Annotated in this window: 12 protein-coding genes, 1 pseudogene and 1 riboswitch; of the genes and pseudogenes, 9 read left to right on the top strand and 4 right to left on the bottom strand. The window is 71.8% G+C overall.

What is annotated here, in order from left to right; genetic code table 11:
• Positions 1-116 precede the first annotated feature (116 nt).
• From B5557_RS16950 to B5557_RS16960, 3 genes are all read left to right on the top strand, one after another.
• The gene (locus B5557_RS16950) at positions 117-674 is read left to right on the top strand and encodes an RNA polymerase sigma factor (RefSeq protein ID WP_231976374.1); all 558 of its coding nucleotides are present in this window, start codon (positions 117-119) and stop codon (positions 672-674) included.
• Complete coding sequence (locus B5557_RS16955; protein WP_079660268.1) at positions 671-1,615, top strand: hypothetical protein; 945 nt, start codon at positions 671-673, stop codon at positions 1,613-1,615. Before B5557_RS16950 ends, B5557_RS16955 begins: the two co-directional genes overlap by 4 nt.
• 225 nt (positions 1,616-1,840) lie before the next feature.
• On the top strand, positions 1,841-2,536 hold the full coding sequence (locus B5557_RS16960; RefSeq protein ID WP_079664827.1) for a hypothetical protein: 696 nt from the start codon (positions 1,841-1,843) through the stop codon (positions 2,534-2,536).
• A 32-nt stretch (positions 2,537-2,568) separates the two neighbouring features.
• On the opposite strand, the gene B5557_RS16965 is transcribed toward B5557_RS16960, so the two are convergent.
• The 3 genes from B5557_RS16965 to B5557_RS16975 form a co-directional block, all read right to left on the bottom strand.
• Positions 2,569-4,020 (bottom strand): glycine hydroxymethyltransferase, encoded by a 1,452-nt coding sequence (locus tag B5557_RS16965; RefSeq protein WP_079660270.1) that lies wholly within the window; start codon positions 4,018-4,020, stop codon positions 2,569-2,571.
• A gap of 48 nt (positions 4,021-4,068) precedes the next feature.
• Positions 4,069-4,158, bottom strand: a riboswitch (ZMP/ZTP riboswitch).
• Positions 4,159-4,231: 73 nt separating this feature from the next.
• On the bottom strand, positions 4,232-5,422 hold the full coding sequence (locus B5557_RS16970; RefSeq protein WP_079660271.1) for a glutathionylspermidine synthase family protein: 1,191 nt from the start codon (positions 5,420-5,422) through the stop codon (positions 4,232-4,234).
• A 33-nt stretch (positions 5,423-5,455) separates the two neighbouring features.
• Positions 5,456-5,833 carry a hypothetical protein gene (locus tag B5557_RS16975; protein ID WP_079660273.1) on the bottom strand — a complete coding sequence of 126 codons (378 nt, stop codon included), beginning with the start codon at positions 5,831-5,833 and terminating at the stop codon, positions 5,456-5,458.
• A gap of 130 nt (positions 5,834-5,963) precedes the next feature.
• Here B5557_RS16975 and B5557_RS16980 point away from each other — a divergent pair.
• Positions 5,964-6,809, top strand: a pseudogene (locus tag B5557_RS16980) (hypothetical protein); the annotation flags it as partial.
• Positions 6,810-6,948: 139 nt separating this feature from the next.
• Here B5557_RS16980 and B5557_RS16985 read toward each other — a convergent pair.
• The gene (locus tag B5557_RS16985; RefSeq protein ID WP_173877695.1) at positions 6,949-7,728 is read right to left on the bottom strand and encodes a DUF3050 domain-containing protein; all 780 of its coding nucleotides are present in this window, start codon (positions 7,726-7,728) and stop codon (positions 6,949-6,951) included.
• Positions 7,729-7,917: 189 nt separating this feature from the next.
• Between B5557_RS16985 and B5557_RS16990 the strand changes: the two genes are divergently transcribed.
• The 5 genes from B5557_RS16990 to B5557_RS17010 all read left to right on the top strand — a co-directional run bounded on the left by B5557_RS16990 (position 7,918) and on the right by B5557_RS17010 (position 15,396).
• Positions 7,918-8,544 (top strand): hypothetical protein, encoded by a 627-nt coding sequence (locus B5557_RS16990; protein WP_079660274.1) that lies wholly within the window; start codon positions 7,918-7,920, stop codon positions 8,542-8,544.
• A gap of 30 nt (positions 8,545-8,574) precedes the next feature.
• Positions 8,575-10,869 (top strand): aminodeoxychorismate synthase component I, encoded by a 2,295-nt coding sequence (gene pabB / locus B5557_RS16995; RefSeq protein WP_079660276.1) that lies wholly within the window; start codon positions 8,575-8,577, stop codon positions 10,867-10,869.
• Positions 10,866-12,545, top strand: a complete 1,680-nt coding sequence (locus B5557_RS17000) for a benzoate-CoA ligase family protein (RefSeq protein ID WP_231976375.1) — start codon at positions 10,866-10,868, stop codon at positions 12,543-12,545. Before pabB ends, B5557_RS17000 begins: the two co-directional genes overlap by 4 nt.
• A gap of 101 nt (positions 12,546-12,646) precedes the next feature.
• Positions 12,647-14,221, top strand: coding sequence for a class I adenylate-forming enzyme family protein (locus tag B5557_RS17005; RefSeq protein ID WP_079660277.1), 1,575 nt, complete (start codon positions 12,647-12,649; stop codon positions 14,219-14,221).
• The gene (locus B5557_RS17010) at positions 14,218-15,396 is read left to right on the top strand and encodes an FAD-dependent monooxygenase (RefSeq protein ID WP_079660278.1); all 1,179 of its coding nucleotides are present in this window, start codon (positions 14,218-14,220) and stop codon (positions 15,394-15,396) included. The genes B5557_RS17005 and B5557_RS17010 overlap by 4 nt, the downstream gene beginning before the upstream one ends.

Genomic DNA, 15,396 nt, shown 5'->3' on the forward strand with positions numbered 1-15,396 from the left:
GGCGCTCCGGAACCCGCGCGAAACAGATGTCCCCGGGGTCGGAACCGATCGGGTTCGAGCGGTGTAACAAGAACGTGAGAGCGCGGGAGGGGGGCCGCATCGTCGATGAGGCCGCGGTGATCGCACGCGTACGCGCCGGAGAGCCGGAGGCGTACGCGGAGCTGGTGCGGGCCCACACGGGCATCGCCCTGCGGGCGGCCGCCGCGCTCGGCGCGGGTGCGGACGCGGAGGACGTGGTACAGCAGGCCTTCGTGAAGGCGTACTACGCGCTGGGCCGGTTCCGGGACGGGGCCGCCTTCAAGCCGTGGCTGCTGTCGATCGTCGCCAATGAGACGAGGAACACAGTGCGTACGGCGGTGCGGCAGCGGACGCTGGCCGGCCGCGAGGCGGCCTTCGCGGAGGCCGAGCCGCTGATACCGGAATCGGCCGACCCGGCGGTCGCGACGCTCGAGACCGAGCGCCGCACGGCACTGCTGACAGCCCTGGAGAAGCTGAGCGAGGAGCACCGGCTCGTGGTCACGTACCGCTATCTCCTGGAGATGGACGAGTCCGAGACCGCCCAGGCCCTCGGCTGGCCGAGAGGGACGGTGAAGTCCCGACTCAACCGCGGCCTGCGCAAACTGGGCCGCCTGCTGCCGGACTTTCAGCCTCGGGAAGGGGGTGATGAAGCATGAGTGAGCCGTACGACGGTGAGGGCGCCGCTCGGGATCCACGCGGGCCTGCCGCCCGGCTGCCGGAGGAACTGCGGGCGCTCGGACGATCACTGGACGCGCCGAGAGACGACGGGATCGACGGGACCAACGGGGTCGGTGAGGTCAACAGGGTCGGTGGGATCAACAGGGTCGGTGGGATCGGGATCGACATCGGCGAGACGATGGCCGAGCGGGTGCTGGCGCAGCTACTCGCCGAGCAGGTGCCGGTGCCGGTGACCGAGCCGCCGGGGACCGCCGGGCGGCTGCGGGCCGTGCGGCGCTGGACGCGGGCGCGATGGCGTTCGCTGACGGCCGCGCTGTGCGGTCTGCTGACCGTGCTCGTGCTCACGCCCCCGGTGCGAGCGGCAGTGGTCGACTGGTTCGACTTCGGCGGCGTCGAGGTGCGGTACGACCCGTCGGCGTCCCCCTCCCCCGGCGCGCGGGCGCCTGACTGCGGCGGTTCGCTGTCCCTCGCCGAGGCCCGGCTCGCGGCCGGTTTCGAGCCGCTGGTGCCGGACGCACTGGGCACCCCGGACGAAGTGGCGGTGACCCGTGAGCCGCAGGGGCGGTTCCTGATCAGCCTGTGCTGGAGCGAGAACGGCCGGCCGATCCGGCTGGACGAGTATCCGGCGCAGCTGGACGTCAGCTTCGCCAAGACCCTGCGCGAGCCCCCCGAGTGGGTGGACCTGGACACGGCGTCCCACGACGACGGCGTGCCCGACCCCGCCCTGTGGTTTCCGAAGCCGCACCTGCTGAGCTTCTGGCTGGTGGACGCCGACGGCAACCGATACACCCGCGAGAAGCGGACCGCCGGGCCGACACTGCTGTGGGTGCACGGCGCCGCCACCGGCGACACCACGCTCCGGCTGGAGGGCATGTCGTCCAAGGCTCGGGCCGTGGAGATCGCGCGCTCGCTGGGCTAGATGGGGGCTGGGTGTCCAGCCCCCATCTAGGCCGCGGCCGGCCTCGGAATCGGCCCCCGTGGGGTGGGAACCCCGGGCGGCCGGGCGGTGTACCAGGAGTGACAGAGCGGATGCGGACGCCGAGTCGCTCCGGGGCAGGGCACGGCGGGCGTGAGAGAGGGAGACGGGCGAATGATTCGGGGGAGCGGCAGGGCTCTGGTGGCCGCTTGGGCGGCGGCATTGTCGATGGCGGTGAGCCTGGTCGTCGGCCTGTCGGTGACCGGGGCGAGCGCAGCACCGGACAACGGGGATGACGGCCCCAATGTGGCCATGGTGATCGCCAGCTCGACCGGGCGGACGACGACCCTGCGGGCCGGGGACGCGCGGACCGGGAAGGACTTCGCCCTGCTCTGGCAACTGCTCCAGCCGACGAACACCACGACGGAGCGGGCGCCGGAGACATGGCAGGGGGACCGGCATCCGCCGGTGCGGTTCACCGTCTTCTGGGGGCTGACGGGCGTCGGGGGCTGGCCGCAGACCAAGCGGGCACCGGGCGGTGATGTGGCCGTCGAACGCCAGGATCAACTGTTCATGGCCCAGGACGGCACCCCATGGATCCGCTCGGACCCGGCACCGGAGGTGGAGGACGACGACATCCGCTGGCATCGGGCGCCGAGGGACACACTCGCGCGAGTGGAACAGGAGAGGCTGCTCGCCGACGGCGCCGGTTCGGAGAGCTCCGGCACGGGGTCGGACAAGGGCTCGGGGGCGGCCCTCGATGCAGGGACCGGCGCCTGGTGGGCGATACCGGGACTGGCCCTGGGTGCGGCTCTGGGGGCCGGCGGTTCGGTGCTGATACGCCGCGCGGCGGGCCGGCACGAAGCCGGACCGCCGCAGGGAGGCTCGCAAGGAGAGCCACGTCAGGAGCTGATCGATCTCTGAGCTCGCCGGATGGAGTCCGGCCGAGGGCGACGTCAGCCGAGGTTGATCTCCGGGTACAGGGGGAAGCCCGCGACCAGGTCCGTAGCCCGCTGCGAGATCTCGTCCGAAACCTTCACGTCCAGGACGTGAGAAGCCTTGGAGGGGGCGCCCGACTTCGTCGTGCCCGGCTCGGTGGTGGTGAGGACACGGTCGATCAGGGCCGCCACCTCGTCCATCTCGGCCGTCCCCAGGCCGCGCGTGGTCAGGGCAGGGGTGCCGATGCGGATACCGGAGGTGTACCAGGCGCCGTTCGGGTCGGCGGGGATGGCGTTGCGGTTGGTGACGATGCCCGAATCGAGCAGCGCGGCCTCGGCCTGGCGGCCGGTGAGGCCGTAGGAGGAGGCGACGTCGATCAGGTTCAGGTGATTGTCCGTGCCGCCGGTGACGAGGGTCGCGCCCCGGCTCATCAGCCCCTCGGCCAGCGCGCGGGAGTTGTCGACGATGCGCTGGGCGTAGTCCTGGAAGGAGGGCTGACGGGCCTCCGCGAGGGCGACGGCCTTGGCGGCCATGACGTGCGGGAGCGGGCCACCGAGGACCATCGGGCAGCCGCGGTCGACCTGGTCCTTGAGGGAGTCGTCGCACAGGACCATGCCGCCGCGCGGGCCGCGCAAGGACTTGTGGGTGGTGGTCGTCACGATCTGCGCGTGCGGAACCGGGTCGAAGTCGCCGGTCAGGACCTTGCCCGCGACCAGACCCGCGAAGTGCGCCATGTCGACCATCAGGGTCGCGCCGACCTCGTCGGCGATCTCCCGCATGATCCGGAAATTCACCAGACGGGGGTACGCGGAGTAACCGGCGACGATGATCATCGGCTTGAAGTCACGCGCTGAGGCGCGCAGAGCCTCGTAGTCGATCAGGCCGGTCGCCGGGTCCGTGCCGTAGGAGCGCTGGTCGAACATCTTGCCGGAGATGTTCGGGCGGAAGCCGTGGGTGAGGTGGCCGCCGGCGTCCAGGGACATGCCGAGCATGCGCTGGTTGCCGAAGGCCTGGCGCAGCGTGGCCCAGTCGGCCTCGGAGAGGTCGTTGACCTGGCGGGCGCCGGTCTTCTCCAGGAAGGGCGCCTCGACACGGTCGGCGAGGACAGCCCAGAAGGCCACCAGGTTGGCGTCGATGCCGGAGTGCGGCTGGACATAGGCGTGGCGGGCGCCGAACAGCTCGCGGGCATGCTCGGCGGCCAGGGCCTCGACCGTGTCCACATTGCGACAGCCGGCGTAGAAGCGGCGGCCGACGGTGCCCTCGGCGTACTTGTCGCTGAGCCAGTTGCCCATCGCGAGGAGCGTGGCCGGGGAGGCGTAGTTCTCGGAGGCGATCAGCTTGAGCATCTCGCGCTGGTCGTGGACCTCCTGGCCGATGGCGTCGGCGACACGCGGCTCGACCGCACGGATCACGTCGAGAGCCGCACGGAAGGCGGTGGACTCGGTGGAGAGGGGCTGCTGCTCGGACATGTCGTCGGCCTCCGGGTGGCGTGGTGCTGGAAAGCGGTCACGGTGTCACGGTTCGGCCCAGGCGCACGGCACAGTCACTGCTCAAGGCCGCTCCCCGATGGTCCGTCCCATCCCAGCGCGCCAGTCACGGCCTGCTCACCACCCTAGCGGGCACGTCACAAGGGCAGGGCCCCGAGTCCACCATGCGAGCGATCTCGGGGCGCCTCCTGGGCTAAAGGATCACGTGGGGAAGGAAGCGGGCGTACTCGTCTGTGATCAGGCCGGAGGACTCACGAATGCCGAGGCCCGCCGACTCGTCCTCGACGACCCAGGCGCCGAGGACGACGTGGTTGCCGTCGAAGGCGGGCAGCGGCGCCAACTTCTGGTAGCAGCAGGGTTCGTCGGTGCGCAGGGCGGCCGGGGCGACGCCCGGTTCGTGGACCGTGACGCCGGCGCCCTCGCGGCCCAGCAGCGGCTTGGCGACGTAGCCGGTCGTGGCCGCCAGTTCGCGGGGACCGTCGAGGTAGGCGGGCAGGAGGTTGGGGTGGCCGGGGTACAGCTCCCACAGGACGGCCAGGAGCGCCTTGTTGCTGAGCAGCATCTTCCAGGCCGGCTCGATCCACATCGTGGAGCCGGTGCCGCCGCCGTTGTCGAGGGTGTCGAGGACGTGACCGCCGAAGCGGTCGGTGGTGAGCCACTCCCAGGGGTACAGCTTGAAGCAGCTGCGGATGAAGCGGAGTTGCTGGTCGACGAAGCGGCCGGACAGGGGGTCCCAGCCGATCTCCTCCATGGAGATCCAGTCGGTGTCCAGACCTGCCTGCTCGGCGGTCTCCTTGAGATAGGCGACCGTCATGAGGTCCTCGCCGAGTTCGTCGGCGGAGGAGTGCGCGAAGTGCAGCGGGCTGCCGGGCGGGAGCAGGGCGGCCTGTTTCTTCCAGGCGGCGACGAGGCGTTCATGGAGGGAGTTCCACTGGTCGGCGCCGGGGAAGCGCTCCTCCATCCAGAACCACTGGGGGGAGGCGGCCTCCACGAGGGAGGTGGGGGTGTCGGCGTTGTACTCCAGGAGTTTCGCCGGGCCGGCGCCGTCGTAGCGGAGGTCGAACCGGCCGTAGACGGAAGGGAGCTCGGCGCGTCGGCGCCAGGCCTCGGCGACCGCCGCCGCGATGCGCGGGTCGGTGATGCCGAGGTCGGCGAGACGGTCGGAGTCGACCAGGTGCGCGGCCGCCGCCAGGCACATCTCGTGGAGTTCCTCGACGGTCTCCTCCAGCGCCTCGACCTCGTCGAGAGTGAACGCGTAGTACGCGCTCTCGTCCCAGTAGGGGCGCAGAAGGCCGTCGGGGTGGCGGGTCAGGGGATAGACGAGACCCTGTTCCTCGACGGTGCGCTGCCAGTCGGGGCGGGGTTCGATGGTGTGACGTCGCATGGGTGCAGGTGTCCTGTTCAGCCGCTCGGTCGCTCAGCCGCCGGAGCTGCCCTTGTGGCTGCCGCCGTCACTGTCGCCGTCGCCGCCGAAGCCGCCGCGGCTGACACCGCTGCCGCCTCCACTGCTGCTGGAGGAGCCCCCGGATCCCTTGCCCGGCTTGCTGAAGGAGCCGCCGTCGACCCAGGAGCCCTGCTTCTTGCCGCCGTAGTACCAGACGCCGGCCGCCGAGGTCTTGGTCGACTTGCAGTTCTTGTCGGCGACGACCTTGTACCCCTTGGCGAGGTTGTAGCTGTCGCGGTCGACGCAGCGCTTGTCGGGGTCGGAGGAGCAGGCGGTGAGAGCCGCCGCGAGCAGTCCCATGCCTCCCAGTACGACCGTGCCCGAGCGCAGCTTTCGACGCGTGTCCGCCATGTTCCCGTCTCCCCGTTGTCGCATCGCCCCTACAGCGATTTCCGGCCGTCAGCCTAGACATCGGTCGCATGGGACCCGCGGGCGGCCCGTTCACCCGCCGCTCGCCTACAGTCCTTTCGTGCTCTTTGGAATGGTGTGTGCCCTCGGCGCGGCGATCTGCTTCGGTACGGCGACGGTGTTGCAGGCGATGGCGGCGCGCGCCGCCGCCGACGGCAGCGACGGGCGGGGCGGTGGCGACGCTGCGCTGTTGCTGCGGGCGGTGCGCCAGTGGCGGTATCTGGCGGGGCTGGCGCTGGACGGGCTCGGGTTCCTGTTCCAGATCGCCGCACTGCGGTCGGTGCCGATCTACGCAGTCGGTGCGGCCCTCGCCTCCAGTCTGGCGGTGACGGCGGTGGTCGCGGCGCGGCTGCTGCGGGTGCGGCTGAGCCGGATGGAGTGGCTGGCCGTGGCGGTGGTCTGCGCGGGGCTGGGCATGCTGGGGCTGGCCTCCGGGACGGAGGGTGAGGAGAGCGGCCCGGACGCGTTGCCGTGGGTGATGCTCGGCGCGGCGCTCGGGGTGCTGGGGCTGGGCCTGGTGGGCGGGCGGCTCACCGGGCGGGGGCGGGCGCTGGGGCTGGGGCTGGGCGCCGGGTGCGGGTTCGGGGTGGTGGAGGTGGCGGTGCGGCTGATCGACTCGCTCGCGCCCTCGGATCTGCTCACCAACCCGGCGACGTACGCCCTGCTGGTGGGGGGCGGGGCCGCGTTCCTGTTGCTGACGACGGCGCTGCAGCGGGGGTCGGTGACGACGGCCACGGCCGGGATAGTGATCGGCGAGACGATCGGTCCGGCGCTCGTGGGCGTGGTGTGGCTGGGAGACCGCACCCGGGAAGGGCTCGGCTGGCTGGCCGTGCTGGGGTTCGCGGTCGCCCTCGCGGGGGCGCTGGCCCTGTCCCGGTTCGGAGAGGCCCCGGAGGCGGCGTCGGCCCAGAAAACGCCGGATACTCCTGAGACGCCGGATACTTCTGAGACACCCGAGATGCCTGAAGCGTCGGAGACGCCGGAGACACCTGAAGCGACGGGCGCACCGGACGCACCAGAAGCACCAGAAGCACCACCAGAAGCACCGGGCGCGCCCGTCAGGCCATCGCCTCGGTGATGCCGTCCCACAGGCGGGTTCGCGCCTCCAGTGCGAGAGTCGCGGTCTCGACGGCCTCCTGCCAGTGGGTGTCGTCGGTGCCGCACAGGTCGGCCACCATCTGCATGGCCATGGGAGTGTGCTCCTCGCCGTCGACCTCGATGTGCCGGGCGAGGTAGTCGCAGAAGAGTGGGAACCGGTCGGTGCCCTCCTTCTTGATCACCTGGTCGAACATGTCCGGGATGAGGTCCTCCCGGGAGAAGGCGAAGGCGGCGGCCCGGCAGTGCAGCGGCCGGTCGGCGATGATCTCGAAGGTGGTGCGCACGAACTCGGCGGCGGGGGCCGGGACTTGGGCGACCCGCAGCGCCGAGGACACATCGTGGCCCTCGCCGACCAGCGCGAGGAACGTGTCGATGCGGGAGGTGTCGGCGCCTGCCTCGTCCATGCCCGCGCGGTACAGCTCGTAGTGGCTGGTGAAGCCGCCGTTCAGCTCGTCGCTCTCCTCGACGAGGACGATGTCGTTGATGAGCCGCCGGCTCACCTCCGAGCCGCGCGGTACCCAGGGGACGTCGACGCAGGTGAGGTCGCGCTGGAGCGACTTGAGCAGGGACATGAAGTCCCAGACGGCGAACACGTGGTGCGCCATGAACGTCGCCATGTCGTCCCGGGTGCCGATCCGCTGGTAAATGGGGTGGGCGGTGACTTCTTTTCGGGCGGGTTCGATCACGGAACGAGCCCTTTCGATTCCCTCATGGGTCAGATTCCAGTCGTACCTGGACATGAATCTCCTTCGGTTCGGGAACTCGACGGGGGACTCGATGGTGCACTTCTCCCGACTTACCGGCAAGCGCTTCCGGGAATTCGGAAAAGTTACCCGCAGTACCGCTCCACATACCACTCGACAGAAGCTGGCAAGGACATCAAAAAACGCATGAAGACTCACGTATCGGACATCCGCAGACGTTAGGAAATGTTTGAAGGATGTGTGAACACTGAGAGCCTCCGCTCCGTACTCGACACCGTGACCAGTAATCCCGTCACCGTCACCTCGGCTTATCGCGTGACGCCGGGCCGAGAGGCCGACTTTCACTCCTGGGGGTGGGCCATGCTGGGCGCGAGTGCGCAGCAGCCCGGCTTCCTCGGGGGTGGCGTGCTAGTCGACGAAGGGGCGGAGTGGCATGTCGTCTATCGCTTCGCCAGCGAAGGAACGTCCCGGGCCTGGGAGAACTCGGCTGCCCGCATGCAGTGGGACGCCCGGGCCGCGGGGATCGCCGTGCAGACGGACCGCAAGAGCGTGCGGGGCTCCAAGGTGTGGTTCGACTCCCAGACCGCCGTCCCGAAAGCGCCGGCCCCGCCGTCGAAATGGAAGCTATGGTTCGTGAATATGAGCGCGGTTTTCCCACCGGTGCTCCTCTTCAACTTGACCGTGATTCCTTATCTCGGCGCCCTCAACCCGTTCATTCGCACGCTGCTGCTCTGCCTCTGCGTGACGGCCATCGTGACCTGGATTCTCATGCCCCGCCTTCAGCGTTTCTTCAAGAAATGGCTGTATCCACCGCTCCAGGCACTGCGCGGGCGGCACAAACGGACCGCGTAGTACCCAGAACGACCCTAGGGAGGTGGGCGGGTGAAGACTCTGCTCATCGACAATTACGACTCGTACACGTACAACCTGTTCCAGCTGATCGCCGAGGTCAACGGCGAGGAACCGGTCGTGATCCTCAATGACGCCCCCGCGGACTCGATTCCCGATCTTGCGGAATTCGACAACGTGGTGGTGTCGCCGGGTCCGGGGCACCCGGCGAAGGCGCGTGACTTCGGCATCAGCGCCCGGGTGCTCGCCGGGTCCACGGTGCCGGTGCTCGGGGTCTGCCTCGGCCACCAGGGCATCGCGCACGGGGCGGGCGCCCTGGTGGCACCCGCCCCGGAGCCCCGGCACGGGTATCTGTCGGCCGTCCGGCACGACGGGCGCGACCTGTTCCAGGGGCTGCCGCAGAACTTCACCGCGGTCCGCTACCACTCGCTGGCCGTGCGCGAGCCGCTGCCCGACGGCCTGCAGGCCACGGCCTGGGCGGAGGACGGCGTCCTGATGGGGCTGCGGCACCGCGAACGGCCGCTGTGGGGCGTGCAGTTCCACCCGGAGTCGGTGCTCACCGAGTACGGCCACCGGATGCTGGTGAACTTCCGCAACCTCACCGCCGAGCGGGCCCGCAAGCTGCGGACGAAGAACACCGCGGTCCCGCCGACCGAGGCGGCGATACCGAGCCGAGCCCCCGCGGTGGCGACCGTCCCGATCCCGCGTCCGCGCCGGTCCGGCGGCCCCGCCCACCGGCTGCACACCCGCCGCATCGCCGAGGCGATCGACGCGGAGGCCGCCTTCACGCGGATGCACTCCGCCTCACCGCGGGCGTTCTGGCTGGACAGCTCCCGGGTCGAGCCGGGGCTCTCCCGGTTCTCGTTCTTCGGTGACGACAGCGGTCCGCTCGCCGAGTTCGTCCGCTACGACGTCGAGACCGGGACGTGCGAGATCGAGCGGGCCGGACGGCCGACGCGCAAGGTCAGGGCCGGCGTCTTCGACTATCTCAAGCGGCAGCTGGCCAACCGCCGGGTCGACGCCACCGGGCTGCCCTTCGACTTCACCGGCGGCTACGTCGGCTACTTCGGCTACGAGACGAAGGCCGACTGCGGCTCCCCGAACGCGCACCGCTCCGCCACCCCGGACGCCTGCTGGCTCTTCGCCGACCGACTGATCGCGGTGGACCACGAGCAGGGCTTCACCTACGCGGTCTGCGTCGCAGAGGACACCCCGCAGGCCACCCGGGAGGCCACGGAGTGGCTGGAGAGCACCCTCGCCCAGCTCACCTCGCTGCCCACGGAGACCGACCGGCCGGCTCCCCCGCGCGCGCACGCCGAGGCGGCCGAGCCCGACCTCGGCGAGGTCGAGCCGTGGCTGGTGCGGGACCGGGCGACGTATCTCGCGGACATCGAGGCCTGCAAGCGGGAACTCGCGGCGGGCACCAGCTACGAGATCTGTCTGACCAACGCCGCCCGTTTACCCGCTCCGGACGACGCGTACGCCTTCTACCGGGTGCTGCGCCGCGTCAACCCGGCCCCGTACGCCTCCTATCTGCGGTTCGGCGACCTCGACGTGGTCGGCTCCTCGCCCGAGCGGTTCCTGCGGATCACCCGGGACGGCATCGCCGAGGCCAAGCCCATCAAGGGCACCGCACCGCGCGGCGCGGATCCCCGGGAGGACGCCCTGCTCAGGGACGCGCTCGCGGCGGACGCCAAGACCCGCGCCGAGAACCTGATGATCGTCGACCTGCTCCGCAACGACCTGGGGCGGGTCTGCCGGACCGGGACCGTGCGCGTCTCCCGGCTCATGGCCACCGAGACGTACGCGACCGTGCACCAGCTCGTGTCCACCGTCGGGGGGCGGCTGCGCCAGGGCACCGACGCGGTGGACTGCGTGCGCGCCTGCTTCCCCGGCGGGTCGATGACCGGCGCGCCAAAGCTGCGCACGCTGGAGATCATCGACGAGCTGGAGACCGAGGCGCGCGGCGTGTACTCGGGGGCCCTCGGCTACCTGGGGTGCAGCGGCGGCGCCGACCTCAACATCGTCATCCGCACCGCCGTCCTGGCCGACGGCCTCCTGCAGCTGGGCGCGGGCGGCGCGATCGTCCTCGACTCCGACCCGGTCGCCGAGTACGACGAGATGCTCCTGAAGACGGCCGCCCAGATGCGGGCCCTGCGGGAGCACACGGCGGCCCGGACGCGGGTGCCGTCGCAGGCGACGAAGGCGGCCGAGGCCCAGGTGAGCGCGCTGCGCCGGGCCGGGGCCAGAACCGGGAAGCGCGGAGCGCGCCCCGAGTCCCCGGAGCCCGGCCCCGCTGTGGGCACCGTGAAGGAGGACACCCGATGACGACGCCCCGGCCCACGGCCACACCGCAGCTCGCGGCACCGCAGCCGACGACACCCCGGCCCACGGCCACAGCACAGCCCACGACCACGGCGCGTGCCACGACCGTTCCCCAGCCCAGAGCGGCTCTGGACGGCTCCGTGTCCGTGTCCGTGCCGGTGTCCGTCTCCGGCTCCGTCTCCGGCTCCGGATCAGGCGCCCCCGGCAACCTCGCGGCCTACCTCGACGATCTCGCCGAGCGGCGCGGGTGGGGTGGCCGGGTCGCCTTCCATCAGGGGCATCAGGGGTGGACCCACGGTGAGGTGCACGCGCTCGCGGCGCAGGCGGCCGGCGTGCTCGCCGGTCACGGGGTGCGGCCCGGCGACCGGGTGCTGCTCGCGCTGCCCGACGGGATCGCCTGGGTGACGGCCTTCCTCGGGATCGCCCGGCTGGGCGCCGTCGCCGTCCTCGTCAATCCCGAACTGCCCGCCGCCGAGCACGCGTTCATGGCCGAGGACACCGGCGCCGTGCTGTGTCTGACCGGCCCGGGGCTGGAGGACCGGTTCGCCGAGCGGGCGCGGCTCGGCGCCGACCAGTTCCTCGCGCTGGCCCCGACCGCCGTGCCGGCCCCCGCCCACCCGGTCGACGCGGACGCACCCCTGTACGTGCAGTACACCTCCGGCACCACGGGCCGCCCGAAGGGGGTCGTGCACACGCACGGCGACCCGAAGGCGTACCACGACCTGATCGGCCGGCGGCTGCTGGGGATCACCGAGGACGACGTCACCCTGTCCGTGTCGAAGCTGTACTTCGCCTACGGGTTCGGCAACGCGTTCGTCTTCCCCCTGTTCTCCGGGTCGTCCGCCGTGCTGGTGGACCGCCGTCCGACGCCCGCCGCCGTCGACGAGCTGGTCGCCCGGCACCGGGTGACCCTGCTCTACTCCGTGCCGTCGGCGTTCGCGGCGCTGGTCGCCGACCGGGGCAGCGGGCACGCGGCCTGCTTCGCCTCGGTGCGCGCCGCGGTGTCGGCCGGCGAGGGCATGCCGGACGAACTCGGCCAGCGCGTCGGCGAGTTGCTCGGGGCACCGGTGCTGGAGCAGATCGGCTCCACCGAGGCCGGTCACGCCTTCTGCGCCAACAGCCTCGGCCACAACCGTCCCGGCACCGTCGGGCGTCCCGTACCGGGGTTCGAGGTGGAGGTGCGCGACCGTGCCGGGCGGCCCGTGTCCGACGGCGAGGAGGGCGAGCTGTGGGTGCGCGGGCCGACGGTGACGGCCGGCTATCTGAACCGGCCCGAGGAGACGGAACGCACCCTCGTCGGCGGCTGGCTGGCCACCCACGACCGGGCACGCCGTGAACCGGACGGCGCCTACCGGCATCTGGGCCGCACCGACGACATGGAGATGGTCGGCGGGATCACCGTCTCGCCGCTGGAGGTGGAGGCCGTGCTGCGCGCCCATCCGGCGGTGCGGGAGGTCGCGGTCGCGGCCGTCACCGACGGGCGCGGCTTCAGTCGGCTGCGTGCCTTCGTCGTGCCGGTCTCGTCCCCTGCGGACGGTCTGAGCGACGACCTCGTCGCGCTGGCCCGCGACCGGCTCGCCGCGTTCAAGGTCCCGCGCAGCGTCAGCTTCGTGCCGTCCCTGCCCCGGACCTCCACCGGAAAGCTCCGCCGCCACCTCGTCCGCCAGGGCGCCTGGTGACCGCCACAGCCCCGGTCCCGGTCCGGGTCCCGGTCCCGGATCCGGACCCGGACCCGGCCGCGGCCCCGGCCCCCCGCCGTACGTCAGAGAGGAACAGCCACATGTCGCAGCAACCCCTGCTCGCCGACCGCGGGTTCTACCTGGGCCCGCTGTTCCGGCGGGCGGCCGACCGCCACGGCGCCGTCTTCGTCACCCTGGACCGGCCGCTGGACACCCACCCGGCCCTCGGGGTGGACCTCGACTACCAGGCCCTCGCCGACGTGGTCGAGGACCTGTCGGGCCGACTGTGGGCGGCGGGGGTGCGGCCCTCGGAGCAGGTGGTCGTCCACAAGACGGACAACCTCGACATCGTGCTGCTGACCTGCGCGGTCTCCCGTATCGGCGCGGTTCCGGTGCTCCTGTCCCCCGGGCTGGCCGGGCCGGTCGTCGGCCAGCTCCTCGGACGGCTCCGTGAGCCGTGGCTGATCACCGATCGGGCCAAGCTGGGCGGCCCGCTCGCGGACGTCGACCTCTCCGGGCTCGTCCGGCGGGTGCTCTCCGTCGACGACGCGCCGGGCGCCGAGCCGCTGGCGAAGCACGCCGGCGCCGGAGTCCCCGTGCCCGTACGGCTGCACCCGCGTGAGCCCGCCCTGATCACCCACAGTTCGGGTACCACCGGCGTGCCCAAGCTGGCCGTGCACTGCGCGAACACCATGTGGAACCGGCTCGTCCCGCAGAAGGCGATGGGCTGGCCCACGCGCGGGGAGACGGCCGCGCTGCACATGTCGTTCGTGCACTCGCGCTTCTACCACCTGCTGGGCGTCCTGCTGCACTTCGGCAGCCCGCTGGTGCTGATCACCGACCCGGAGCCGGCCGCCGTGGGCCCGCTGCTGGCCCGTCACCGGCCCGGCATCGTCGAGACCCACCCCAACACGTTCGTGCTGTGGGAGGAGTTGGCCGACGCGCCCGGGGCCCCGCTGTCCCGGGTGAAGTCGTACGGCTCCACGTTCGACGCGATCCATCCGCGCACCGTGAAGCGGCTGCTGGGCGCGTCGAAGCGCCGGGCGCCGTGGCTGATCCAGCTGTACGGGCAGAGCGAGACGGGGCCGGTCGCGTTCCAGTGGTTCACGCGGCGCAGCGCGGCGCGGGCCGACGGGCGGCGGGTCGGGATCGGCATCCCCGGCTTCACCCGGGTCCGGATCGCGGACGCCGACGGCTTCCGGGCCGCGCCGGGCACGCCCGGACGGATCGAGGCCCGCACCCGGGGGCGCATTCTCACCTACCTGGGCGCGCCGGCGCAGTACGAGCGCCAACTGGACGGCGGCTGGTGGCAGATGGGCGACATGGGCTACATGAGCCGGTGGGGTTCCCTGCATCTGATCGACCGTGAGATCGACCAGATCGACGCCGTGCACAGCAACCTGGAGGTCGAGGACGCGCTCATGGAGCGGCTGGAGGAACTGCGTGAGGTCGTCATCGTGCCGGGCGCGGACCGCGAGCCGGTACCGGTGGTGTGCGTCCGGGGCGAACGGCCACTGGACCCGGAACGCTGGCGGGAGGCCACGGCCGATCTGCCCGCGATGGCCGAACCGCGACAGTGGCGGTTCGAGGAACTGCCGATGACCGCCACCTGGAAGGTGAAGCGGGTGGAGATCACCCGCATGCTGACCGGGACGCGAGAGAGCGTGCGCGCGTGAACCCGGTGATCGTGGTGGGCGCGGGCCCGGTCGGCCTGTCGGCCGCGCTGGGCCTACGCTCGCGCGGACTGCCGGTCGTACTCCTGGAGGCGGACCCAGAGGACCGCGAACGGCCGGGCAGCCGGGCCCTGTTCGTGCACAAGGAGACGCTGCGGCTGCTCGACGGCATGTCCCCGGGCCTGGCCGCCGAGATCACGGCGTACGGCCGGACCTGGCACACCCGGCGCACCTTCTACCGGGGCCGTGAGGTGTACTCCCGCACCTTCCCGCCCCCGTCCGGGCTGCCGCCCTTCACCAGCCTGCGCCAGCTGGACACCGAGCGCTTCCTGCGCGCCGCGTGCGAGCGGGCCGGAGTGGAGTTCGTCTGGGACACGCGGATCAGCGCCGTACGGGCGTCCGAGAACGGCGTCACACTGACCGGCGAGGACGGCCGCGCCTGGGACGCCAAGTACGTCGTCGCCGCCGACGGCGCCCGCTCGGCCGTCCGAGGCGAGCTGGGCATCGCCATGGAGGGCGTGCGCGGCGAGGGCTTCCACGTCGTCGTGGACGTCGCCGACGTCCCGGGCGCCGAGCAGCCGCTGGAGCGGGTCTTCCACTACGAGCATCCGGGCGTCGGGGGGCGCAGCGTGATGCGGGTGCCGTTCACCGGCGGCTTCCAGGTCGACCTCCAGTGCCGCGACGACGACCAGGAGGAGGCCTACGGCACCGAGGACGCCGTACGGGAGTGGCTGCCCGGGGTCGTGGGCGACGGGTACGCCGACCGGATCCTGTGGGTGTCGACGTACCGCTTCCTGCGCAAGGTCGCGGCCTCCTTCACCGACCCGCACGGGCGGGTGCTGCTCGTCGGGGAGGCCGCGCACCTGTTCCCGCCGTTCGGGGCGCGCGGCATGAACAGCGGGATCGCGGACGCGGCAGCGGCGGCGCAGGCGATCGCCGCCGGGACGGCCCAGGCCGTACGCGAGTTCGCCGAAGTACGGCGCGCGGCGGGGCTGTTCAACAGCGAGGCCGCCGGAATCGCCCTGGACCACCTGCGCCCGCAGCGCCGGATCGTACGACTCAGGCAACGTGCGGCGGCCGCGCTCGCGCCCGTGCTGCCGTCGTGCGGCTCATGGCTGGAACACGCGCCGTACGGGCCCCGGGTCGGAGCTCCGGCGGCGGCGGGCGGGAAGTACTGA

Origin of the sequence: Streptomyces sp. 3214.6, assembly GCF_900129855.1 — a bacterium.
Lineage (GTDB): Bacteria > Actinomycetota > Actinomycetes > Streptomycetales > Streptomycetaceae > Streptomyces > Streptomyces soliscabiei.